Genomic DNA, 23,508 nt, shown 5'->3' on the forward strand with positions numbered 1-23,508 from the left:
ACCTTGAACCAAATGAAAAAACTACTCAATTTTTTTTTAGCCGTTGTACTGAGCCAAACTGTCTTCTCTCAAGAGAAACTGAGCGAAGGGCCCTTTAACCAACTAATAATAAGGGGAGTAACCCTGATAAATGGAAATGGAGCACCCCCAAGAGGTCCGATAGACATCGTCGTAGAAAATAATAGAATTGTAAAAGTTCAAGTTGTCGGCTACCCTGGAGTTGCAATTGATGATACCAAACGACCTAAATTAAAACCTGGTGGAAAAGAACTTGACTGTTCAGGTATGTATTTACTACCTGGGTTTATTGATATGCATGGTCATATTGGAGGCATTGCCCAAGGGGCTGAAGCAGATTATGTGTTTAAACTTTGGATGGCGCACGGCATTACTACAGTTAGAGAGCCAAGCGGACGCGGAATAGATTGGACATTAGATTTAAAGCGAAAGAGCCAAAAGAACGAAATAATTGCCCCCAGAATCTTTGCCTATACTGGTTTTGGACAGCAGACGAAAGATTTCAATCCGTTGAACGACGCGCCTATCTCAACCCCTGAACAAGCAAGAAAATGGGTTAGAGCGAACGCTGCACGTGGCGCAGATGGTATCAAATTCTTTGGAGCCTCACCGGAGATTATGTCGGCCGCTCTTGATGAAAATAAAAAACTGGGACTGCGTTCTGCATGCCATCATGCACAATTAGATGTAGCCCGATGGAATGTGCTCAACTCCGCTAGAGCAGGCTTAACGAGCATGGAACACTGGTATGGACTGCCCGAAGCACTTTTTGAAGATAGAACCGTTCAAGATTATCCACTAGACTATAATTACCAAAATGAACAAAACCGCTTTGAAGAAGCAGGGAAATTATGGAAACAGGCAGCAAAACCCTATTCTGAACATTGGAACAATGTAATGAACGAACTAATAAGTTTAGATTTCACTTTGGACCCAACCTTTAATATTTACGAGGCCAGTAGAGACCTGCAAAGGGCAAGACGAGCCGAATGGCATGAAGATTATACGTTGCCTTCGTTATGGGAGTTTTACCAACCTAGTAAAATTAGTCATGGCTCCTACTGGCATGATTGGGGCACGGAGCAAGAAGTAGCTTGGAGGGAGAATTATAAACTTTGGATGACTTTTATTAACGAATATAAGAATAGAGGTGGTCGGGTAACCACAGGGTCTGATTCCGGGTTTATTTTTCAACTATATGGGTTCGCCTACATTAGAGAAATGGAACTCCTTAGAGAAGCTGGTTTTCATCCTTTAGAGGTAATTCGTTCTGCAACACTTAATGGAGCAGAAGCTTTAGGAATTTCAGACAAAGTAGGTACCGTAGCGGTTGGGAAATTGGCAGACTTTGCAATCGTTGAAGAAAACCCGTTGAAAAATTTAAAAGTACTTTATGGCACTGGAGCCATTAAACTAACCAATGATAATGAAGTTGTTCGGGTAGGTGGTGTAAAATACACTATTAAAGATGGTATTATCTTTAACTCAAAGGCCCTTTTAGAAGATGTAAAAAGAACGGTGGCAAATGAAAAAGAAAAAATAGATTATAGTTTAAAGCAGCCCGGCATTAAAGAATAACTGCTTAAGCAATTTTAGAAGCGGCCTTAGTTTCAAAAACTAAAGCTTTTTTTACTCTAGTATTTTTGAATTTGTAGACTCTAGTAACTTTGCTTTCTGTTGTAGTAGTTATTTTGTTTTCAACTTTAACGTTAGTAGTCAATACAACACCCATTTCTATAGTAGCTATCTTTTTATCGGTATTTACATTTTGAGCGATTGCAGTTGCTCCGAAGAAAAGTACAAATGTTAAGGTTAAGATAGCTTTCATAATATTGGGCTTTGTTATAACTATAACGCAGCATACATATCTGAATACGGTTTCATTCGTTGAAAAGCACTAATTTTTCGTTATAAATGATTACATACGGCAAACTGCGCTAATTTACCGATAAGCAACCCTAACATAGGAAACACTTCACCGATATAAAATGCACTTAAACCTAGAGACTTCAGTATCTAGATTGTGAAAGGATAACAAAATCAAGACTTAAACAGTTGAGCTTATCTTTTTATTTAGAGGTAACTCGTACTTTTCTACGCTTAGAATTTACCATTGCAAAAGCAATGCTTGTTAAGGTAAGTGCAATTACAGTAGTAACGATTAATAGGAATAGTATCATAATTAGGCTAATTTTGCACCGTCTCTTTTGGTCTTAAAGTTCAATTCTTTTTTAACTCTAAAATTTTTGAACATATACAATCGTACGACCTGTGTTTCAGATTTTTCAATTTTAACGTTCAATACGACGGTTGCAGTTTTTGTTTCAACCTTAGTTTCTTTAGAAGGAGTTTGCGCCATTGCTGCTGTTCCTAAAAAGATTATAAAAATTAAAGTTAAAACTGCTTTCATGATTTGGGTTTTTATTACATGGTAAATGTACTTCGACCCATGGCGGTCCATAGATTTTGCTCGCTCTGCGACACAAAATTTTCGCTAAAAGGTATTTATACAGATAAAATGTATTTTATCTTCGACAAACGTTTTTAACCCAAAAAGCACCTCATCGATTTGAAATGCATTTAATCGGTAAGATACAGTAAATAGAATTACTAGAATTTTAATTTAAAACCACATCAGCATTTAAAAACAAGCTTTTGGTTCTTTTTGAACCACCAAGACTTGCATTTAGAATGATGGTTTAGGCAAAGCCAATCTTTCTAATCGATTACGCAAGTTTAGAACGGTTTCTTTTTGTTTTGAACGCTAACTCTTTTTTGATTCTAGAGTTTTTGAACATATACAATCGGGCAACCTTACCTTCTAAGTTAAGCTCTTGCTTAACTTTTTTAATCAAAATCACATTTTCAGTAATAGTTTCCACCTTTATCTCTTTAATAGTGGTTTGTGCTACTGCAAAAGTTCCAAAGAAGATTATTGCGATTAAAGTTAAACTTGCTTTCATGTTTGTTTTGTTTTACACCGTAAATGTAATTTCACATGAAAGCTTGGACAGATATAACTCGGTCTAGGGCACTAATTTTTCGCTTAAAAACCAATAGTAGGATAAAGTGTAAAAAAGTATCGGCAACGGTTTTTGATCCGATGAACTACACATCGATTTCGTATGCATTTCATCGATGACATATTAATATAGTTGAAGTAAAAGATTTGGATTTGGACAATTGGTTTTATAAAAATCCAAATCGCTTTCACTACAAACACCTGGGTAATCCCCTTGATAACTTCCCAAATCATTTATAATTTGAAAATGAAGATGAGGTGCATAGTTAACATTAATATCGGGTGTGCCTAAAGTAGCAAGTGTTTCTCCATTTCTAAATTTTTTACCAATAAATAATTCCTCTAAAGACTCAATGGAAAGGTGACCGTACAGGCTGTAAAACAGAATATTCTCGAATTTGTGCTCTAAAATTAGTGTTGGTCCATAGTTGCCGATATCATCATTATTGCTAAAACTATGGACCGTGCCTGTAATTGGTGTTATCACTTGTGTACCTGCCTCGCACCAAAAATCGATTCCTAAATGAATATTTCTAGTGCCTCCCTTTGAAAATCGGTCAGCAGCGTCATATAGATTCCTTTTCTCCAAATAGCCGCCATAGGCTACCAATGCTTGATTTCGTGCTAAAACTTCATTAATATACTTTTGGCAACTATCAGGGTTTGTGATATTAACTCCTTTAAGCTCTTTATTCGTAGAGGACAAATCAATACTCGTATAGAATTCAAGGGGTATCTTATTGTCCAGTATAGCTATGGGGGCTTTACTAAACTTTAAATTTGAAAAAATCAAAGCGTTAATTTCTATTTAAAAAGTTAAAACTAAAAGGTTCATTTCAAATATAGTTTACATCTTAGTAATTTAAAGCGCTTGAAAGCTATTACAAAACTAAATAAGAAATGGAGATTACATTTTTAGGCCACGCCTCATTACATATTAAAATTGATGATATTAATTTAATCGTTGACCCTTTTATTAGTGGAAATCCAAAAGCGGAGTCAATAAATTTAAATGATTTAAAGGCTGACTATATTCTTGTTACCCATGCTCATAGAGATCATATACTTGATGTTGAGACTATTGTAAAGAACAACCCTAAGGCCAAACTTATTTCAAACTACGAAATTGTTCAGTGGTTCGATAAAAAAGGAATTCAAGGTCACCCCTTAAACCATGGCGGAAAAAAGTATTTTGACTTTGGCATTGTAAAATATGTAAACGCAATTCACTCGAGTGTTTTTCCAGACGGCAGCAATGGTGGCAACCCTGGTGGTTTTGTAGTCTCTTCAAAAGATAAAACCATTTATATAGCAGGAGATACTGCTTTGACCATGGACATGAAATTATTACCCTTAATGTTCAAGCAAATTGATCTTGCCATTTTACCTATAGGAGATAACTTTACAATGGGATATGAGGATGCAGCTATAGCTAGCGATTTTGTCGAATGTAATAAAGTGCTTGGTTGCCATTACGATACCTTCCCTCCTATTGCTTTAAATAAAAAAGAGGCCGTAGACCATTTTAAGAACAAAGGAAAAGAACTTTTACTACCCGCAATTGGCGAGTTCATCCATATTTAAAAACTAGAAGATTCTAACCCAATACAGGTAAGTTTTATTGGTCTTTTACTACTAATCATAAAATTTTATGTTGATGAAAAAATTATTTTTAATACCCGTTCTTTTAATATCGTTCAGTTGTCAACCGAAATCAAAAACCAAAAAAGAAGTTGCTGTTGAACCCATGCCTGAAAAAGTGCTATTGTCTCAAGAAGACTTGCAACAATATGAAACTGCTTACTTTGCAAGTGGTTGTTTTTGGTGTGTAGAGGTCATTTTTGAAAGTGTAAAAGGAGTTAAAGAAGTAGTTTCTGGATACTCTGGTGGACCAGAAAAAAATCCGACATATGAACAGGTAGCCTATGGCAGAACAAGACATGCCGAGGCGGTTAAAGTATATTACGACCCAGAAATAATCTCATTTCAGAAGTTGGTAAAAGTATTTTTTGGTTCTCATGACCCTACTTCCCTGAACAGACAGGGTCCGGATAGGGGTGCACAATACCGCTCCATAGCCTTTTATGAAACTAAGGAAGAAAAGAAAATAATAGATGATTATATCACACTATTGGTTTCTGAAGGTGTTTATGACAGGCCTATAGTTACCGAAGTAGAAAAGTTTGATGTTTTTTACGATGCAGAAGATTATCATCAAGATTACGAAAGAAAAAATCCGAATAATTCTTATATCAAAGCTGTTTCAATACCTAGATATAACCGATTTAAAGAGAATTTTAAGGACTATTTGAAAGAAGATGCGCATTAGGTCGTAGGTAGGTTTATTCGGGACTCCAAAGTTAGTTTTTCAATACAACTTCGCTATATTTTGAGTTCACCCGAATAGACTTGCCTGAGTTACCATTTGTTTGATACCCTTTACAAACCTCGTTGTCAAAGTTTTTGGTTCGTTCCATTTTCCATGATATTGGGTAAACTAAATTAGAACGTGTTCCATTTAAATAAAGTGATACCGGTGTTTTAGGGACTTTACAAGTGAACTCCCCATTTTGAACGGTTACATCAATATCTTTAAAGTTATTGGATACCGAATTAATTTCAACAGCCCCCAGTTTATTGGTGAGCAGTATACTATTGTTCAATTTATCAATAATCACATTGGAAGAAATAGCGTTTAAACGTAACTCCCCTACTTCTTTTAGATTTACCCTTTCTGAATAATCTGTTTTCAACTGTCCATAGTTCCATTTTTGTACAGAAACGGGAGAATAAGAAGCCCTAATATTGGTAGCGCTGCCTTCAATCGTTGAAGCGAGCAAGCTTGCGTACTGCAAGCTTGCATCTAAATTGTTAGTAGTTTGGGCCAATTTTACTTCGCCATGGCGAACATTCATTTTTAATTTTACAGATTTAGGCATTTTTACCTTGATTGTTTTTTTGACCTTATAGCGTTTGCTGTCCTTATCCGAAGAAAAGTAAAAGATGTTGGGTTTAGAGGCTCTAAGACTATCTCTTAAGAAAAAACGTAAAGAATCTCTTTTTGCTCTCATAGAATCGCGTTGGATTCTTGCTGCTTCACGTTGCAACTCTCTAGTAGCCATTTGTTGTAGATACTTTTCATTGCGTTTTTTAAGCATCTCTTTCTGTTGCTCTAAACGCTCTACTAACTTTTCATTACGTTCTTCATTAAGTTCTTCGAACTTTTTACCCCATTCCTCAAAATTCTTTTTGAACTCTTCATCAAAACCTTTATCAAATTGTTTCTTCCACTTTTTCATGTATTTCTCACCATCTTTCTTGTATTCACCATAGTCGAAGGTAAAGTTTGGCATACTAGGCAACGCAGGTATTACAGGCATCTCTGGTATCACGGCAAGCTCAGCCAATTTAGAAAGTTCTGATAGCTTGGATAATTCGGACAACCCTGATAATTCCGAAAGTTCAGAGAGTTCAGAGAGTTCTGAAAGTTCAGCTAGCTCTGGCAGGCGTAAATCTTCAAAAAGTGGTTCAACATCAAAATCTATATTAGTATCGTCCCATCTACTTATATTATTATAACTGAATAAACCCTTGCCCTCTCTTCCAGTAGTAATGTCAATTTCCTTACTATTTCCTTTAATCGTAACTCCGCTTTTACTAAAATAACGCTCGGCTTCCTCTTCTTTGGCTCCTTCCAATTCAATGACCGCGGTGATTTCCACTTCATTTTTATCCCAAGTTTCAAACTCGATATCCGCATTACTGGTATTAATATTAAGTGTTGCATTGTCACCCACATTAAAGGTCTCTTTAAATGTTTTGGATTTGGTCTGGGCAAATGCCCCGGTGGTGATGAACACCGAGGTAATTGCACTAAATAATAGCTGTCTGTTCATTTTTTGATAATTTTAATTGATTTAACTTCTCTTTTAACTTCTTTAATAATTGTAAGCGTAATTGCAAATTTTGAATCAATGCTTCAATCGTTTGATCATTAGGGCCTACTTCATTCAGCTCTTTATTCAATCTTTTGTATTCTGCATCTAACTCCGCCAATTGTTCCATATATCCGTCTACAACCCCCTTATTCTCTTCTGATACTTCAAGATTTGCCAGTTCTAGATTTATATTGGCCACATAATAGTTTTCTATCTTCTCTAAATCTGGTGAAAGATCACCTAGAGAAATACTACTTTCCGTTTCATTGTTATTGTTAACAATGGTTTCGGTTGAATCATTATCTTTTTTCGAATTCATAAAAAAGTAAGTTGCCACACTAACAAATATTACCAACGAAGCGGCTATTCTTAACCAGAAATATGAATTTGGTCTTACTTTTTCAGGTAATTCTTCTTCCAGTTTTGCGAAAAAACGGTCTTCATGACCTTTGTTCATTTGATGTGTTTCTTTTTCTCGCTGCTCTTTAAACAGTTTTCTAAGATCTTGTGCCATATTTCAATTCGCTTAAAGATTCTTTTAAATAACTTTTACCTCGTAATAGTCTGGTTCTGCTTGCGGTTTCAGAAATCTTTAAAATCTCTGAAATTTCTCTATGATCATAACCCTCTACCAAAAAAAGTTGTACAACATATCTATACTTTTCTGGTAATTCTTCAATTTTACGTTTAACCGCATTTATATCTATGTTTTCATCAACATCCCAACTCTCATCATTTGCTATATGCATATATCCTTCGTCCAATTCAATAGTTTTTTGATGCTTAGATTTTAAAAAATCAATACTTCCGTTAACGACAATCCTTTTTAACCATGCTCCAAAGGTTACTTCTCCTTTAAATTGATGAATGCGTTGAAACGCTTTGATAAAGGATTCTTGCAAAACATCCTCTGCATCATCGGCATTCTTTAAAAATCGCATCGCAACACAAAACATACCATCACAATACTGTTTGTAAAGCTTCATTTGCGCCATACGGTCGTTCAACTTACATTGTTCTACAAGTTCTAATTGCAATGTGGTCAGTTTTGGTTTGTGTAATTAGTTGTTATCTAAAAGACGAGATAAAAAAAACGATGTGGCAAAATAACAGGAATTTAAATGAAAAAAAATAAGCCCACTACCAATCGGTTTACAAAAAAACCCTGTTAATCAGTTGTTTAATAGAGAAAATAAATCATCTCAACATGAAAATTTCCGCAATAAAAATGAATAGTAATATAGTTAAAACTTGCTACCTTCGTAAGTAGTTGCCATATTATGATTCCTAAGAAAAAAGAAACCAGTGCCGGCAAACGCATTGATAAAATTAAACAGCTTCGTAGACAAGAACCCTCGGTCTCTGCCCTAATAGAGGGTATTAGAATTGGAGATAAAGCGCATTTAGCAAGAGCAATTACCTTAATTGAAAGTTCAAATCAAAATCATTCGAAAAAAGCCAACGAAATTATAGAAGGTTGTTTGGCGAATAATAAAGAAAGTATTCGTGTAGGTATTACAGGAGTGCCTGGTGTCGGCAAAAGTACTTTTATTGAAGCGCTTGGTAAAATGCTAACCGGTTTAGGAAATAAAGTAGCAGTGCTAGCAGTAGACCCTACAAGCTCATTAACGAAAGGCAGTATTCTTGGTGATAAGACGAGGATGGAACTTCTGGCAAAAGACCCTAACGCATTTATACGCCCTTCACCATCTAGCGAATCTTTGGGCGGTGTTGCGCGAAAAACCAGAGAGAGTATTATGTTATGCGAAGCCGCTGGTTATAATGTAATATTGGTAGAAACCGTTGGCGTAGGGCAAAGCGAAACGGTAGTTCATGGCATGGTCGATTTTTTTCTACTGCTAAAGTTAGCAGGAGCAGGTGACGAGCTTCAAGGCATAAAACGAGGTATTATGGAAATGGCTGATGGGGTTGTCATCAACAAAGCTGACGGGGCCAATAAAACTGAAGCCGATAAAGCCAAAGTAGAATTTACAGGTGCACTTCATCTTTATCCAGCCAAAGAAAATAACTGGTATCCCAAAGTATTGACCTGTTCTGCCCTTCATAATGAAGGAATTACCAATATCTGGGATATGATTACCGATTATACGAACATTGCAAAGAAAAGTAGGTCATTTGATAGAAATCGGATTCAACAAAACCAAAATTGGTTTCTTGAAACTGTAAATCATAACATTTATCAAAACTTCTATACCAACCCTGAAGTAAAACATGAACTGGATAAGCTATTACTGGCAATTCAAAAAAACCAGATTTCTCCTTTTTTTGCAGCTAGAAAGCTCTTAGCCCTACAAAATAAACCTTAAATAAAAAGCCTAAATTTGCCCACAGTTATTCCCTATTAATGAGTTTACCGACCGATACTTTATTATCCATTGTTGTTCCACTTTATAATGAAGAAGATAATGTTGTTCTTCTTACCCAAAAAATCCATGAGAGTTTAGGTACCTATAACTATCAAATTATTTATATCGATGATTTTTCAACCGACGATACCAAGAACGTTGTTAAGGGAATGGATGACAAAAAAGTTCATTTAATAGAACTGAAAAAGAATTACGGGCAAAGTCTGGCACTTGCAGCCGGTATCGATTACGCTGAAGGCGATTACATTATAACAATGGACGGCGACTTGCAAAATGACCCTTCCGATATTCCCCAAATGCTTGAATTTGCACAAAGTGATGACTACGATTTAATTACGGGTATTCGGCAAAAACGTAAAGATTCATTGGTAAAAAAGATACCTTCAAAAATTGCCAATTTTTTGGTTCGAAGGGTTACCAAATTAGATATAAAGGACAATGGATGTGCCTTAAAAGTATTTACCAAGGATATCGCAAAAGGTCTTAATCTTTATGGCGAGATGCATCGTTTTATTACGCTTTTGGCTTTTTTGGAAGGAGCGCAAATAAAACAAGTTCCGGTAAAACATCATGCAAGGCATGCAGGAGTCTCGAAGTACGGACTGGAGCGTGTTTTTAAAGTGGTTGCAGATATGATGTTGCTGCTCTTTATTAGAAAATATTTTCAACGCCCCATTCACTTGTTCGGTATATTGGGCGTTTTATTGATTATACTGGGCACCTTTATTGAAGTATATCTCTTGATTGTAAAATTCGGATTTGGACAAGATATCGGTACCAGACCTTTATTGATTTTTGGTATGATGTTTATTTTAGGAGGAATTCAACTTTTTACCATCGGTATAGTCATGGAGTTGCTCATTAGAACCTATTATGAATCACAACAAAAAAGACCGTACCGTATCAAAAAAATATCAATTGGTGACCAAAAAACAGCGTAAACATCTAATTACGTTTTTAAAGTTAGTAATTAGTGCTGCACTAATTTATTTCATATTCACCAAAATAAATTTACAGGATGTCTTGGTTATCTTAAAAACATCCAATCCGTTTTATCTATTCATAGCTTTTGTTTTGGTTGTATTTTCAAAAATTATGGCCTCTTTTCGGCTAAATCTCTATTTTCATGAAATAGGTGTAAAACTCAAGCAAAAGAGCAATCTTAAACTTTACCTATTAGGTATGTTTTACAACCTTTTTCTACCAGGTGGTATAGGAGGTGATGCGTATAAAGGATACTTGATACAAAAGAATTATCAAGTGGGTGTAAAGAAAAGTGCCGTAGTATTGGTGCTGGACAGATTAAGTGGAATGCTTCTTCTTTTTCTATACGCCTGTGTGCTTGCCGTTTTTATAAAAAACGATTTTTCAAGTCGCTTTAATTGGCTTTTTATATCCTGTATTCCTCTGAGTATTAGTGTGTATTGGTACTTAGTCAAACGGTTTTTCACCTATACCCTTCCTGTTTTTTGGAAATCTTTTGCCTATTCTTCGATAGTACAATTATCACAACTTATAGCTGTTTGGTTTATACTAAAAGCCCTATCGATAAAGCTCGCCACTATTGCCTATCTATTTATTTTCTTGGTTTCTTCAATTGTCTCGGTACTTCCGTTAACAATAGGCGGTATTGGCAGTAGAGAACTTACCTTTTTATACGGTGCAGAATGGCTTAATTTACAAACAGATTCATCGGTAAGCATAAGCTTTGTCTTCTTCTTAATTACGGCTTTAGTCTCTCTTGGCGGCATGTATTACCACTTTAAAAAACCTACATTAGAAGTTAACGAAGTTTAGTAAATATGCACCAAGTGCATTTCATTAAGAACTTTTTTTCTTGTTGTAGGGTCTAAAATTTTTGCTTGTAGACGGGTAATTCTAAATTGCTTTTCGGTAAACCGCCTATCCCAATCAAAACCTGATTTTCTTAAACTTTCTAAACCGATATCATCAACGTAAACCCAAATATCTTTCTTATTGGCTATCTCTGTTAAGGATGAGGGTATAACGGGCTTTTTGTTATAAAAATCAAGAGCCCATGTAGGCATTTCAGAGATTTTATAGATTTTATCCGTTGGTATGTTATTTTCTTCAACCCGTTCAGCAATTGTAGAACCAGCTTGATACTTTAATAGATTCGGGTAAAAATGCGTATTTAAAACCCCGTTCAGTAATAAAGAACTACAAACGGATAATGTTATAATCCGCATATAATATTCTTCACGTTTTAAACAGAAATATGTTATGGCCAGTAGCACCAGTATTAAAATTACATAGCTATACCATTCTTCAAACTTAAAGACATAAAAGCATATTAACACTGAAGAAATGAATACTAAGCTTAAAATAAAATATTGTACGCCCAGCAGAAATTTTATCGTGTTTCTTTTGGTATGCTTATACAAACTGTGTAAGTACGACGCAGTGAGAACGGCATACAAGGGCATCATAATATTCATATAATGCGGTAACTTAAACTGTGCAAAGCTGATGATGAAAAAGATTATTGTTATACCACCAACTGTTAAAAATTCAAACTTCTTGTGGTACTGAAAATTAGACTTTATAAAGACTTTTAAACGCCACCAGTACGCTATTAACGCTAATACCGTCCAAGGTAAAAAGACCCAAAGAAAAGTGTGAAAAAAGAAAAAATAATCGCTACTATTTTTTCCATGACCTTCGCCACTTAAGCGCTCAAAACTCTGTTCCCAAAAAATAAAGAAGATTCCACTGCGATTACTTTTACCCCTAATAACCTTTTCTGGATGCAAGTCAAATTGAAGATAATAGGCATACAACATAGGTGTAATAGTAATTGCAAAAACAAGCAATGCTATAAATACACGCCAATTCAAAAGCTTGTTCCATTTGCGGGTATAAGCGAGGTGGCACAAAATACAGATACCTATTACCAATAAAGCAATCTGACCTTTTGTAGAAAAAGCAATACCGGCCCCAAATGCCCCAAGCGCAATATTCTTAATTGTATTATTTTCAATGTATGCAACCAACTGCCAGATGGCAAAAATTGTAAAACCGGTCAAGACCGCATCCGTTCTTACATCGATATTCGATAGCACAATGGTTTGAGCGGTCATAAAAATTAGTGCAGCGAACTTTCCAATATCGGTATTGTAGAGCAACTTTGCTAATCCGTAACAGCTATAAGCCCCCAGAAGTGTGGCCAATATCCCCGGTATACGATAGGCCCAATGATTAATACCAAAAATTTTATAGGACAATGCCGCTAACCAATAATGCATATGAGGTTTGTCTAAATACTCATTGGTTCCTTTAAAAAGATTGATAAAATCATTCTCTTGTACCATTCGCATTGCCATTACGGCAAATTGTGCAGAATCATACTCAAATAGCGGAGAAAACATTCCGATGATATACACCAGAATAACCAAAGCAATTAAAAACCAATATCTGGTTGTAGAAATCAAGCCTTAATTTTTAAAGTAGTAAAGATATATAACTTGGTAAATAACCAGCCAAAAAGAATACCTATTCCAATACCTGTAATCACATCTAACGGAAAATGTACTCCAATATATATTCTGCTGTAAGCGACCATTAGTGCCCAAATCACCAAAAGGACCCCAATAAATTTTATTTTGCCCTTAAATAGCAAACCAAAAAAAGTGGCCAAGGCAAAAGAGCTTGCGGCATGGGCCGAAAAATAACCAAATTTACCACCACAATAGCTTTTCACTAAACGCATAACTGCGGACACTTCTATATCATGACAAGGTCTAAAACGCTGAACTCCATACTTAAAAAAGTTGGCCAATTGGTCCGTAACGGTTATTAATAGGGCAACGGTGACCAAGAGAAGAATGGTTTTTTTAAGTTTTAAATTTTTAAAAGCTAACCAAAGAAGAACTACGTACAAGGGAATAGAATTCCATTTATTAGTGATGAAAAGCCAAAAACCATCCCAACTTTTTGTCCCCAATCCATTTAAAAACAGAAAAAGGTCTTTATCTAGTTGTAAAAGCTGTTCTAACATTACTAACTATCGTAACGTTCCACTTCCCTATCATAAAAGGCGGTAGCGGCTTCAATTAAATTTTCAGTTTCTTCTTCAAGTTCTTTTTCATCTTCTTTAGAAAACTCTTCTAACCACTCTACTTCATCATCTTCTAGGTTTATGATAAATCTGGGGAACTCGGTATGCACGATATAAATACCGTTAGGAAAATCTGTATTATCCCCTAAGAGAAACTTTGGCAAATCCATTCTTTACGAATTTAAAATCAATCGTTTTGTTAAATAATTAAATCGAAGATACAACATTACGGCAGATGCAGTAAGTCCCAATAATAGTCCAATCCATATGCCCGTACTTTTATATTCCGTAAATAATCCTAAATAATAACTTACGGGAAAACCAATCAGCCAATAGGCTATAAAGGTAATGAGTGTCGGGATTTTTACATCTTGCAAGCCACGTAGAGCACCCAAGACAACGACTTGAATACCGTCTGAAATTTGAAATACTGCTGCTACCAATAAAAGTTTAGCCGCTAAAAATATCACCTCGGTATTGTCTATTTGGTTCGCAACATCATCAACATCTAAATAAATGGTAGGCAACCAGTTTCTACCCAGAAGAAATATGGTCGCGAAAACAATTTCAAGCAAAAAGGTCAATAAGAAAATTGATATCCCTATGCGTCGCAAAGCCTTAAAGTCTTTTAAGCCTTTCTGGTTGCCAACTCGCACCATGGCCGCTACACCCAAGCCCATACCCACCATAAATGTCATGCTGCTTAGATTCAAAGCAATTTGATTGGCGGCCTGCGCGTTTTTTCCTAAAACACCACTTAACCAAATTGCCGCGGTAAAAATGGCCACCTCGAAAAACATTTGTAAGGCAGATGGAAAACCGAGATTAATGATTTTCTGCATTACACTCTTCTCTATCTTTTTGAAATTAAAACCGGTAACATACTCATGGAACTTCTTCTTGTTCTTTAATAAATACCATATAAAGGCTACCATTATTACCCTTGATACCAATGTACCGATTGCAGCCCCTACTATACCCATTTTGGGGAATCCGAAAGAACCAAAAATCAACAAATAATTTAAAATGATGTTTACCACATTGGCCAAAATCGTCGCGTACATCGGATATTTTGTTTGTGATAGGCCTTCAGAAAACTGTTTGAACGCTTGAAAAATAATTAAGGGCACCAATGAAAAGGCTACTAACTCAAGATAGGGTATAGCTAATTCTACAACCTCTTTAGGCTGTTGCATAACATACATCAGCGGTTTACAAAGTAAAATTATACCGAAAAGGGACATACCTAAAAAAGAACAGAGCACTAAACCGTGCTTAAGTGCACTTTTACCATTTGCCCTGTTTCCAGCACCATCGGCCTCCGCTACCAAAGGTGTAATCGCTGTGGAAAACCCTATTCCCAAAGACATGGCAATAAAAACAAAACTGTTGCCCAATGAAACCGCTGCAAGCTCAGCAGTGCCTAATTGTCCCACCATGATGTTATCAGCAAAAGCAACGAATGTATGGCCCAACATACCCAAAATAACAGGATAGGACAATTTTAAATTATAGCGAAATTCTTTGGTATACTCTTGCAACAAAGGGTGAAAATTTAAAGGCCTTAAAGATACTTTTAAAGAATTGAAAAAATCATTTTAACTAAAGGGAATAGTAGTTCGAGAAGTTCTTTAAAAATTATAGAGGTAATAATATTTCTTTATAAATGTAAGAAAAATACTATTTTTACGTTTGGTGTTTATAAAATTCACAATAGATTGTATACGTGTTTTCTTTTTCTTATTGCTGTATTTACAAAAATCTTGACGATGAGATTCTTCTCATCTTAAACAATCAAACACAACCTTAATTTAGATGACCAAATCGCGCTATAAAAAAAGATATATCATTTTTATTCTTACCGTAATAATTACGATTATCACCAATGAAGTAATACTGCAATATAAACTTGACCTTCAGAAAAGTGATGCAAGAGTGATAAACATAGCGGGACGCCAACGAATGCTCAGTCAGCGAATAGCTAAACATCTATTGTATATGGGCAATACCAATCAGCAGCTAGGCCATAATTATTCAAGTGACACCCTAGAAATACTTATCACCGAGTTTGAAAAAGCACATATTTTTCTAGAAGAAAACTATGCCAATGAGAATCAAGCAAAAAACCTTCTAAAAGAGACCGGTCCGTTAATTACCAATATCATTGAAAATGGAAAATTGGTTGTCGAGAACCCATCTGATAAAAATATTCAATTAGCAATTTCTAGTGTATCGAAATCCGAATTGCCCTTTTTAATGAGTATGGAAAATGTGGTTTCTGAATATCAGAAAGAAGCTGAAGCCAAATTATCGAATACGAAAAGTATAGCTTTAATCCTTTCCATTGTTTCGATTCTCGTACTCTTGGGCGAATTCATATTTATAATTATCCCTTTCTTTAATGATCTGTTTGAAAAAAATAAAGCGCTGGAAACAGCCAACCGAAGGTTATCTGATTTTGCATATATCACCTCACATAATCTAAGAGCTCCTATAAGTAATTTGAATAGCCTACTTTTTTTAGTGAATAATGAAAAGGATGAGAAAGAAAAAAAAGGACTGCTTACCAAATTTGAAACTGTAATTCAAAATCTGAATGCGACCATGAATACGCTGGTCGAAGCATTAAAAACCCAAAATAGAGATGAGTACCGTTTAGAAACTATTGCATTAGAAGATATTTTGAATACCACTGTCGAAAATCTATCTGGTAAAATATTGAACACCAAGGCAGAAATCAATCATAATTTTTCAGAACTAAAAAGTGTAGTCTACGATAAGGTGTATCTAGAAAGTATTTTTCAAAATTTAATCGGTAACGCCTTAAAATATCATTCCCCTGATCGGAAGCCGGAAGTAACCGTTCTGTCTAAAAAGGTAAATGGCAAAGTGCAATTAACTTTTAAGGACAATGGCCTCGGTATCGATTTAAAAAGACATGGTAAAAAACTATTCGGGCTCAATAAAACATTTCACAGACACCCGGAAGCGAAAGGTGTCGGTTTATTTATGACAAGAACTCAAATAGAAGCACTGGGAGGAACCATTCTGGCCAGTAGTTCTGTAAATGAAGGAACTACGTTTACGGTAACATTATAAAAGATAAAATGGAAAAACATTTAACAGTTAGTATAATCGACGACGATGATATTTATAAATTTACGGTCATCAGGGCATTAAAAGAGTACAAACCCTCACAAAAAATTTTATTATTCTCGGATGGTGAGGAAGCTCTAATATACTTGACTGAAAATCTTGGGAAAAGTGAAGCACTACCCGATATCATCTTTTTGGATATTAATATGCCTATAATGGACGGTTTTGAGTTTATGGAGGAGTATATTAAAATAAAACCAAGGGTTGGTAAAAAGATAATAATTTACATGATATCCTCTTCAGTAAGCCCCGAAGATGTTAACAAGGCGAAATCTATAAGTGAAATATCAGACTATATCATAAAGCCGATAGAACCAGGTAAATTAGCAGGAATATTACAAGAATTGGAACATTGACCTAAGACAGTTTCTTGGCTTGCTCCCAAAAAATATCCATTTCGGCCAAGGTCATTTCTTTAAGTGTTTTGTTTTGCTCTTTTGCCTTTGTCTCCAAAAATTGAAATCTTTTTATGAACTTCTTATTGGTTCGTTCAAGGGCGTTTTCAGGACTTATATTTAAAAAACGGGCGTAATTGACCATAGAAAAAAGAACATCGCCAAATTCAGCTTCCATTTTATCCGTATCATCAACCTTTACTTCCTCTTGAAATTCTGCTAATTCTTCTTGCAACTTTTCGAAAACCTGCTCGGGTTTTTCCCAATCAAAACCGACCCCAGCAACTTTTTCTTGTATTCTATTTGCCTTGACCAAAGCTGGTAAACTATTCGGTACGCCTTCAAGCACACTTTTTTTACCTTCTTTAAGTTTTATATTTTCCCAATTTTCCTTTACCTGTTCTTCATTCTCAACCTTTACGTCTCCATAAATGTGCGGATGACGATTAATGAGTTTATCACATATTTCATTGGCTACATCGGCAATATCGAAGTCTTTTGTTTCAGAACCTATTTTGGCATAAAAAACAATGTGCAATAACAGATCGCCCAGCTCTTTTTTTACCTCTTCCAAATCATTGTCAAGAATGGCATCCCCCAGTTCATAGGTCTCCTCAATCGTCAAATGTCTTAGCGTTTGAAGTGTCTGCTTCTTATCCCAAGGACATTGGGCTCTGAGCTTGTCCATAATCGTAAGCAACCTATCAAAAGCTTTGAGTTGACCTTCTCTTGAATTCATTTTTCAAATTTTATTTAAAAATACAATCAACTTTGGTGAAGCAGCTAATACTATTTATGAAAGTTATAAACCAGCAATTTAACATATTAATAATCAGTTATTTACATAATAACCCTATATTTAGCATCCAGTTCCCTCCTATTTTTAAATAATTCCCCCTTTTCTAGTTTAACCAATGTTTTATTCATATCCTCATGAAAGTATATCAAAAAATATTGATAGGGATTTTGGCCGCCGGTGTCATACTTTACATTTCGGTTCAAGAAACCCAACAATTAAAAAATAAAGACGCACAATATGCTTCGCTAAACTTCATTAAGTGCACTACTGCAAAATTTTTGTTAGGTAATATTGATAGTACAAAACAGATATCTCCTCTATTTGAAAATCTAGGCAATCATAGTTTTACTATCACAACTGCAAAAAAAGATGCGCAGACTTTCTTTAATCAAGGATTGAGACTAACCTATGCATTTAATCACGCTGAAGCTCATCGCTCGTTTATGGAGGCCGCCCGATTAGATTCAAAGTCTGCAATGACCTATTGGGGGCAGGCCTACGTTTTAGGACCAAATATTAACGACCCTTTACCAGATAACCAAAGGAGGCAAAAAGCTTGGGAAGCTATTCTGAATGCCAAAAAAAACCTTAGGAAGTCCACAGCAAAAGAGCAAGCTTTAATAGAGGCCCTATCTAAAAGATATTCTAGTGATGGTACTTCTGATATTGCAAAGTTGAACATGGCTTATATGAAAGCCATGGAAAAAGTGGCCTTACAGTTTCCTAAAGATGCGGATATACAAGTATTATATGCTGCATCAGTAATGAATACCGTACCATGGAATTATTGGGACAAAGATGGAAATCCGTCACCAAACATAAATGAAGCAAAAGCTGCCTTAGAAAAAGCCATAGCGCTAAATCCAGAAAACCCTGGAGCACATCATTATTATATACATATGGTAGAACTTCCGAAGCCTGATTTAGCTGAACCAAGCGCAGATATATTGGGCAAATTAATGCCAGGAGCAGGTCATATCGTGCATATGCCCTCACACATATATATTAGGGTGGGGCGTTATTTAGATGCCGTAAAAGTGAATCAAAAAGCCATACTAGCAGATGAAGACTACATCTCTCAATGCTATTCTCAAGGTATGTATCCATTAGGGTATTACCCGCACAATATTCATTTTTTATGGTCAGCGGCAAGTCTTCTAGGTAATAGTGAGATTGCCCTAGATGCCGCCAAAAAAACTGCCGAAAAAGTACCAATCGGAGAAATGAAAGAATTACATTTTCTTCAAAATTTTGCCTCCACCCCACTTTTAGCCTACGTTCGATTTGGAAAATGGAATGATATTTTGACTATGCCAAGCCCTAATTCTGAAATTAAGCATCTTAAATTAATTTGGCATTATGCTCGTGGTGTAGCCTTTACTAGAAAAAACAATCTAAAAGAAGCTAAAGAAGAATTAGATGCTATTGAAAACATCTTAAAAGATCCAGAAATGAAAGAAATAATGGCAGTAGGTTTTGACTCTAGTTTTGCCATTGCAGAATTAGCCTATGAAGTTGTTGCTGGTGAAGTAGCCTCTCTTGAAGGTTTAAATGAAAAGTCAATAAAACATTTTAGAGAGGCCGTTGAACTTGAAGACAATCTCACTTACAATGAGCCTTCGGCGTGGTATATACCACCTAGACAAAACTTGGGAGCAATGTTACTAAAGGTTAAGCAGTACCAAGAGGCTGAAGCAATTTACCGTGATGACTTAAAAGAGTTACGTCAAAATGGTTGGTCGCTTACTGGGCTTTACAAAAGTTTAGAAGCTCAAGGTAAAAATGAAGAGGCTAAAAAAGTAAAACTAGAACTCGAAAAAGCTTGGGAACATTCTGACTTAGAACTGAGCAGCTCAGTTCTTTAGTTTATAATCTCTTTTTTTGCTTGTTGAAATTCGGTCACCATTTCTTCCACAATTTTAGCTGCAGGTTTAATATTATGAATTAAAGCAGATACTTGACCTATCTCAAGTTCTCCTTCTTTTAAATCTCCTTCGAACATCCCTCTTTTTGCCCTTGCCCTACCTAGAACTTCTTTTAATTCTTCAATAGAAGCTCCTTTTTCATAGGCCTCTTGAACTTGATGATAAAAATTGTTTTTAAGCAACCTCACGGGAGCTAATTCTTTTAAAGTCAACTGGGTATCACCCTCTTTGGCCTTAACAACTTCCTCTTTAAAAGAAAGATGTGAAGAAGCTTCATTACTGGCAACAAAACGGCTGCCGACCTGAACCCCGTCTGCTCCCAAGACCATAGCCGCCAACATTTGACGACCGGTCGCTATACCTCCGGCAGCTATTAAAGGAATGGCTAGTTTCTCTTTTACGGCGGGTATCAACACCAGTGTCGTCGTTTCATCTCGGCCATTGTGGCCACCTGCTTCAAAACCTTCGGCGACTACCGCATCTACTCCTGCATCTTGGGCCTTAAGTGCAAACTTTACACTACTCACCACATGCACCACAGTAATTCCTTTTTCTTTTAAAAAAGCCGTCCAAGTTTTAGGGTTTCCAGCAGATGTAAAAACTATTTTGACCCCTTCACCAATAATTATGGACATCAATTTATCAATATCCGGATACAACATGGGAATATTAACCCCAAATGGTTTGTCAGTGGCTTTTTTGCACTTTTGAATGTGCTCGACCAATACCTCTGGATACATGCTACCTGCACCTATTAAGCCTAGTCCGCCTGCATTAGAAACGGCTGAAGCCAATCTCCAACCACTTGCCCAAATCATACCTCCTTGAACTATAGGGTATTTTATATGGAATAAATCTGTAATTCTATTTTGCATGCAGCTAAGATATGACTCCAGAACCGATTAACTCATCTTCAATATACCAGGCCACGAACTGGCCTTCCGTTATTGCTGATTGTTTTTCATCAAAATCAACATACAGGCCTCCATTAACTCGATATAAAGTTGCTTTTTGTAGAGGTTGACGATAACGGATTCTAGCCATAACAGTCATTATCCCATCAACCTTCAGTGCTAAATCTTCTCTTACCCAATGCAGTTCTTTTTCATTAACAAAAAGGGTTTTTCGTAGAAGACCAGGATGTGATTTTCCCTGTCCTGTATAAATAACGTTTTCATTTACATCGGTCTCCAATACAAATAAGGGCTCTTTGGTACCTCCTACGTCAAGGCCCTTTCGTTGTCCGATGGTAAAAAAATGGGCTCCAGAATGCTCTCCAACAATTTTCCCTTTATCTTTTGAATAGGCAATTTTTTCTGATTGATATTTAAGTTCTTCTAGTTTCTCAGTAAAAGTTTTCGTTCCGTTTACGTAATACTCCGCGCTAGCCGGCACCTCTACAATTACACCTTTTTTTGGCTTTAATTTTTGTTGTAAAAATTCTGGTAAACGTACTTTACCTATAAAACATAATCCTTGGGAGTCTTTTTTATCGGCCGTTACCAAATCATTATCCGCAGCAATTTTACGCACTTCTGGTTTCGTTAGCTCTCCAATAGGGAAAAGTGTTTTTGCCAACTGTTCTTGTGAAAGCTGACACAAAAAATAAGACTGGTCCTTATTAGTATCAGCTGCCGCCAAAAGTTGATAAGTTTCCGTTCCATCACTATTTTTAATTGTCCCCTTTCTACAATAGTGCCCGGTAGCCACATAATCGGCACCGAGACCCAAAGCAATTTTTAAAAAAACATCGAATTTAATTTCGCGGTTGCACAGCACATCAGGATTGGGAGTTCTGCCTTTTTCATATTCATTGAACATATAATCTACGATACGCTCTTTATATTCAACACTTAAGTCAACAGTCTGAAAAGGAATACCTAGTTTATCCGCTACTATCAAGGCATCATTGCTATCTTCCAACCACGGGCATTCATCTGAAATCGTAACGGAATCATCATGCCAGTTCTTCATAAAAAGTCCGATTACTTCATATCCCTGCTGTTTAAGCAGATATGCCGTAACACTTGAATCTACTCCACCAGATAATCCAACAATAACTTTCTTTTTCATCATTTTAAATCTCAGTTGCAAAAGTACAAAATAGGCTTTAAAAATAGGCAATACCAGTGCTCTTCAATCAGGTAATCAGGGTATTAGCAATTGGGCTTTGTATTGTAAATATTGTTTCAAAATTTAACACAAATGTTAAACATTTATTAAAAAGTGTTTAACCAAAGCAACCTTTTATCAAACAAAATATCTTAAGGAAGTAATTAAAAACACACTGATTATCAGTTATTTATGTTTAAAGGATGTATAAGTGTCTGATTTTCAAACAATAAAAGGTTTAAAATTTATCAATTTTTGTTAAACAATTATTCTAAATCAATTTTCATGAAACAACTAACAAATTTCTTTAAAATCGGCTTAGTCCTATTTGCATTCGTACTAGCTTCTTGCTCGGATGACGACAACGGAGGTGGAACTGACATGGAAACCACAACTATTGTTGACCTTGCAGTGGCTACTAACGACCTAAGTATTTTGGTCGATGCCCTAACCAGTGCCAATCTCGCCGGAACCCTGGAAGGTGATGGCCCTTTTACAGTATTTGCCCCTACCAACAGCGCTTTTGAAGCATTTTTGGAAGCAAATGATTTTGCATCTTTAGAAGAAGTACCCAATGACATTTTAACGCAAGTGTTATTAAATCACGTAGTAAGCGGAGAAAATTTATCTTCTTCACTTTCTACAGGTTATATTTCTAGCTTATCAACAGCTGGAGCTGAAGGTAGAAACTTAAGTCTTTATATCAATACATCAACTGGAGTTACCATTAATGGAGTTGCCGATGTCGTAACTGAAGATATTCAGGCAGACAATGGAGTAGTGCATATTGTTGATGCTGTTATCGGGCTGCCTACAATTGTAGACCATGCAGTATCCAATAGTGAGTTGTCTTCTTTGGTAACAGCTTTAACTGCTGATAACAATACTACATTTACTACACTTCTTTCCAGCACTATTACAGACTTTACTGTATTTGCACCTGTAAATGCGGCATTTGGGGCGTACACAAACCCAAATAGTAATGATATCAATGATGTTTTATCATATCATGTAATTTCAGGAGACGCAGCTTTTTCCGATGAATTAATGAACATGTATGTTTCTACAGCTGCAACCAATGCAGACGGTGATGCATTAAGCCAGTATATTAATACCGATGATGGTGTAAGTATTAATGCAAGCAGTAATGTTGCCATTGCAGACATCGTTGCTGTAAATGGCGTAGTACATGCGGTAGATGCAGTAATAGACTTACCATCGGTAGTTACTTTTGCTGCTGCTGACCCCAATTTCTCAACACTGGTTCAGGCGTTGACAGATCTTACGCCTAGTGTAAATTTTGTCGAAGTACTTTCTGCCCAAGATGGAAATGGTAATGATCCGTTTACGGTTTTTGCCCCTACAAATGATGCTTTTGCTGCGTTGAGTGCTATTCCTGCTGAAGAGGATTTAATCCCAATTTTACAACATCATGTTGTTGCCGGAGCTAATATTCGTTCTAGTGATTTAACTGCAGATGGCACAACAACCACTCCTGCAACTTTAGAAGGAGATACGTTTACAATCACCTTACCAGGAACAGATGGTAATATCGCAGATGTGACCGACGGTGCAGGTAACGACGGAATAGGCATTATTGCAGTAGATGTACAAGCTAAAAATGGAGTAATCCATGTTTTAAATACTGTTCTAGTGCCAGACACTACAAATTAATACA

At 36.0% G+C, this 23,508-nt stretch carries 24 protein-coding genes; 10 read left to right on the top strand and 14 right to left on the bottom strand.

All coding sequences use genetic code 11. The features are described from left to right. Window positions 1-12 precede the first annotated feature (12 nt). Window positions 13-1,596, top strand: coding sequence for an amidohydrolase family protein (locus tag ACZ1GR_RS04500; protein ID WP_472611032.1), 1,584 nt, complete (start codon window positions 13-15; stop codon window positions 1,594-1,596). Between the two features lie 4 nt (window positions 1,597-1,600). Here ACZ1GR_RS04500 and ACZ1GR_RS04505 read toward each other — a convergent pair whose 3' ends face one another. From ACZ1GR_RS04505 to ACZ1GR_RS04520, 4 genes are all read right to left on the bottom strand, one after another. Then, complete coding sequence (locus ACZ1GR_RS04505) at window positions 1,601-1,846, bottom strand: hypothetical protein (RefSeq protein ID WP_472611033.1); 246 nt, start codon at window positions 1,844-1,846, stop codon at window positions 1,601-1,603. Between the two features lie 354 nt (window positions 1,847-2,200). Beyond that, window positions 2,201-2,428, bottom strand: coding sequence for a hypothetical protein (locus tag ACZ1GR_RS04510; RefSeq protein WP_472611034.1), 228 nt, complete (start codon window positions 2,426-2,428; stop codon window positions 2,201-2,203). Between the two features lie 316 nt (window positions 2,429-2,744). Next, window positions 2,745-2,981, bottom strand: coding sequence for a hypothetical protein (locus ACZ1GR_RS04515; protein WP_472611035.1), 237 nt, complete (start codon window positions 2,979-2,981; stop codon window positions 2,745-2,747). 183 nt (window positions 2,982-3,164) lie between these two features. After that, a complete protein-coding gene (locus ACZ1GR_RS04520; RefSeq protein WP_472611036.1) occupies window positions 3,165-3,833 on the bottom strand; it encodes a peptidoglycan DD-metalloendopeptidase family protein in 669 nt (222 codons plus the stop codon). Between the two features lie 107 nt (window positions 3,834-3,940). Here ACZ1GR_RS04520 and ACZ1GR_RS04525 point away from each other — a divergent pair, with 107 nt between their 5' ends. Then, a complete protein-coding gene (locus ACZ1GR_RS04525; RefSeq protein ID WP_472611037.1) occupies window positions 3,941-4,624 on the top strand; it encodes a metal-dependent hydrolase in 684 nt (227 codons plus the stop codon). Between the two features lie 73 nt (window positions 4,625-4,697). After that, window positions 4,698-5,369 (top strand): peptide-methionine (S)-S-oxide reductase MsrA, encoded by a 672-nt coding sequence (msrA, locus tag ACZ1GR_RS04530; RefSeq protein WP_472611038.1) that lies wholly within the window; start codon window positions 4,698-4,700, stop codon window positions 5,367-5,369. A gap of 31 nt (window positions 5,370-5,400) precedes the next feature. On the opposite strand, the gene ACZ1GR_RS04535 is transcribed toward msrA, so the two are convergent. The 3 genes from ACZ1GR_RS04535 to ACZ1GR_RS04545 are packed head-to-tail and all read right to left on the bottom strand — an operon-like array spanning window position 5,401 to window position 8,015. Beyond that, window positions 5,401-6,936: a hypothetical protein gene (locus ACZ1GR_RS04535; protein WP_472611039.1), complete on the bottom strand. Its 1,536-nt coding sequence runs from the start codon at window positions 6,934-6,936 to the stop codon at window positions 5,401-5,403. After that, entirely contained in the window at window positions 6,914-7,492 is a 579-nt protein-coding gene (locus tag ACZ1GR_RS04540; protein WP_377765239.1) for a hypothetical protein, read from the bottom strand. The genes ACZ1GR_RS04535 and ACZ1GR_RS04540 overlap by 23 nt, the downstream gene beginning before the upstream one ends. Continuing rightward, window positions 7,476-8,015 (bottom strand): RNA polymerase sigma factor, encoded by a 540-nt coding sequence (locus tag ACZ1GR_RS04545; protein ID WP_377765240.1) that lies wholly within the window; start codon window positions 8,013-8,015, stop codon window positions 7,476-7,478. Before ACZ1GR_RS04545 ends, ACZ1GR_RS04540 begins: the two co-directional genes overlap by 17 nt. Before the next feature lie 243 nt (window positions 8,016-8,258). On the opposite strand from ACZ1GR_RS04545, the gene meaB reads away from it, so the two are divergent. The 3 genes from meaB to ACZ1GR_RS04560 are packed head-to-tail and all read left to right on the top strand — an operon-like array spanning window position 8,259 to window position 11,162. Further along, window positions 8,259-9,305, top strand: a complete 1,047-nt coding sequence (gene meaB / locus ACZ1GR_RS04550; RefSeq protein WP_472611040.1) for a methylmalonyl Co-A mutase-associated GTPase MeaB — start codon at window positions 8,259-8,261, stop codon at window positions 9,303-9,305. 38 nt (window positions 9,306-9,343) lie between these two features. Further along, on the top strand, window positions 9,344-10,306 hold the full coding sequence (locus ACZ1GR_RS04555) for a glycosyltransferase family 2 protein (protein WP_472611041.1): 963 nt from the start codon (window positions 9,344-9,346) through the stop codon (window positions 10,304-10,306). Continuing rightward, window positions 10,239-11,162, top strand: a complete 924-nt coding sequence (locus tag ACZ1GR_RS04560; RefSeq protein WP_472611042.1) for a lysylphosphatidylglycerol synthase transmembrane domain-containing protein — start codon at window positions 10,239-10,241, stop codon at window positions 11,160-11,162. Before ACZ1GR_RS04555 ends, ACZ1GR_RS04560 begins: the two co-directional genes overlap by 68 nt. On the opposite strand, the gene ACZ1GR_RS04565 is transcribed toward ACZ1GR_RS04560, so the two are convergent. Genes ACZ1GR_RS04565 through ACZ1GR_RS04580 form a run of 4 tightly spaced genes read right to left on the bottom strand, consistent with a single transcriptional unit; the run spans window position 11,159 to window position 14,987 of the window. Continuing rightward, on the bottom strand, window positions 11,159-12,817 hold the full coding sequence (locus ACZ1GR_RS04565) for an ArnT family glycosyltransferase (RefSeq protein WP_472611043.1): 1,659 nt from the start codon (window positions 12,815-12,817) through the stop codon (window positions 11,159-11,161). The two genes, ACZ1GR_RS04560 and ACZ1GR_RS04565, sit on opposite strands and share 4 nt — an antisense overlap. Further along, on the bottom strand, window positions 12,814-13,383 hold the full coding sequence (locus tag ACZ1GR_RS04570) for a phosphatase PAP2 family protein (RefSeq protein ID WP_472611044.1): 570 nt from the start codon (window positions 13,381-13,383) through the stop codon (window positions 12,814-12,816). The genes ACZ1GR_RS04565 and ACZ1GR_RS04570 overlap by 4 nt, the downstream gene beginning before the upstream one ends. 2 nt (window positions 13,384-13,385) lie before the next feature. Next, entirely contained in the window at window positions 13,386-13,613 is a 228-nt protein-coding gene (locus tag ACZ1GR_RS04575) for a hypothetical protein (RefSeq protein ID WP_472611045.1), read from the bottom strand. Window positions 13,614-13,616: 3 nt separating this feature from the next. Continuing rightward, the gene (locus ACZ1GR_RS04580) at window positions 13,617-14,987 is read right to left on the bottom strand and encodes an MATE family efflux transporter (RefSeq protein WP_472611046.1); all 1,371 of its coding nucleotides are present in this window, start codon (window positions 14,985-14,987) and stop codon (window positions 13,617-13,619) included. Between the two features lie 271 nt (window positions 14,988-15,258). Between ACZ1GR_RS04580 and ACZ1GR_RS04585 the strand changes: the two genes are divergently transcribed. Then, the gene (locus ACZ1GR_RS04585) at window positions 15,259-16,542 is read left to right on the top strand and encodes a sensor histidine kinase (RefSeq protein WP_472611047.1); all 1,284 of its coding nucleotides are present in this window, start codon (window positions 15,259-15,261) and stop codon (window positions 16,540-16,542) included. Window positions 16,543-16,550: 8 nt separating this feature from the next. Continuing rightward, entirely contained in the window at window positions 16,551-16,955 is a 405-nt protein-coding gene (locus ACZ1GR_RS04590) for a response regulator (RefSeq protein ID WP_472611048.1), read from the top strand. 1 nt (window position 16,956) lies between these two features. On the opposite strand, the gene mazG is transcribed toward ACZ1GR_RS04590, so the two are convergent. Further along, window positions 16,957-17,733, bottom strand: a complete 777-nt coding sequence (mazG, locus tag ACZ1GR_RS04595; RefSeq protein ID WP_472611049.1) for a nucleoside triphosphate pyrophosphohydrolase — start codon at window positions 17,731-17,733, stop codon at window positions 16,957-16,959. A gap of 194 nt (window positions 17,734-17,927) precedes the next feature. Here mazG and ACZ1GR_RS04600 point away from each other — a divergent pair, with 194 nt between their 5' ends. Continuing rightward, the gene (locus ACZ1GR_RS04600; RefSeq protein ID WP_472611050.1) at window positions 17,928-19,658 is read left to right on the top strand and encodes a tetratricopeptide repeat protein; all 1,731 of its coding nucleotides are present in this window, start codon (window positions 17,928-17,930) and stop codon (window positions 19,656-19,658) included. Here ACZ1GR_RS04600 and ACZ1GR_RS04605 read toward each other — a convergent pair. Further along, a complete protein-coding gene (locus ACZ1GR_RS04605; protein WP_472611051.1) occupies window positions 19,655-20,593 on the bottom strand; it encodes an NAD(P)H-dependent flavin oxidoreductase in 939 nt (312 codons plus the stop codon). The two genes, ACZ1GR_RS04600 and ACZ1GR_RS04605, sit on opposite strands and share 4 nt — an antisense overlap. A 4-nt stretch (window positions 20,594-20,597) precedes the next feature. Continuing rightward, window positions 20,598-21,791: a tRNA 2-thiouridine(34) synthase MnmA gene (gene mnmA / locus ACZ1GR_RS04610; protein ID WP_472611793.1), complete on the bottom strand. Its 1,194-nt coding sequence runs from the start codon at window positions 21,789-21,791 to the stop codon at window positions 20,598-20,600. A gap of 324 nt (window positions 21,792-22,115) precedes the next feature. On the opposite strand from mnmA, the gene ACZ1GR_RS04615 reads away from it, so the two are divergent. After that, entirely contained in the window at window positions 22,116-23,504 is a 1,389-nt protein-coding gene (locus ACZ1GR_RS04615) for a fasciclin domain-containing protein (RefSeq protein ID WP_472611052.1), read from the top strand. The last annotated feature ends 4 nt before the right edge of the window (window positions 23,505-23,508 follow it).

It is taken from the genome of Croceitalea sp. W27 (assembly GCF_055693185.1).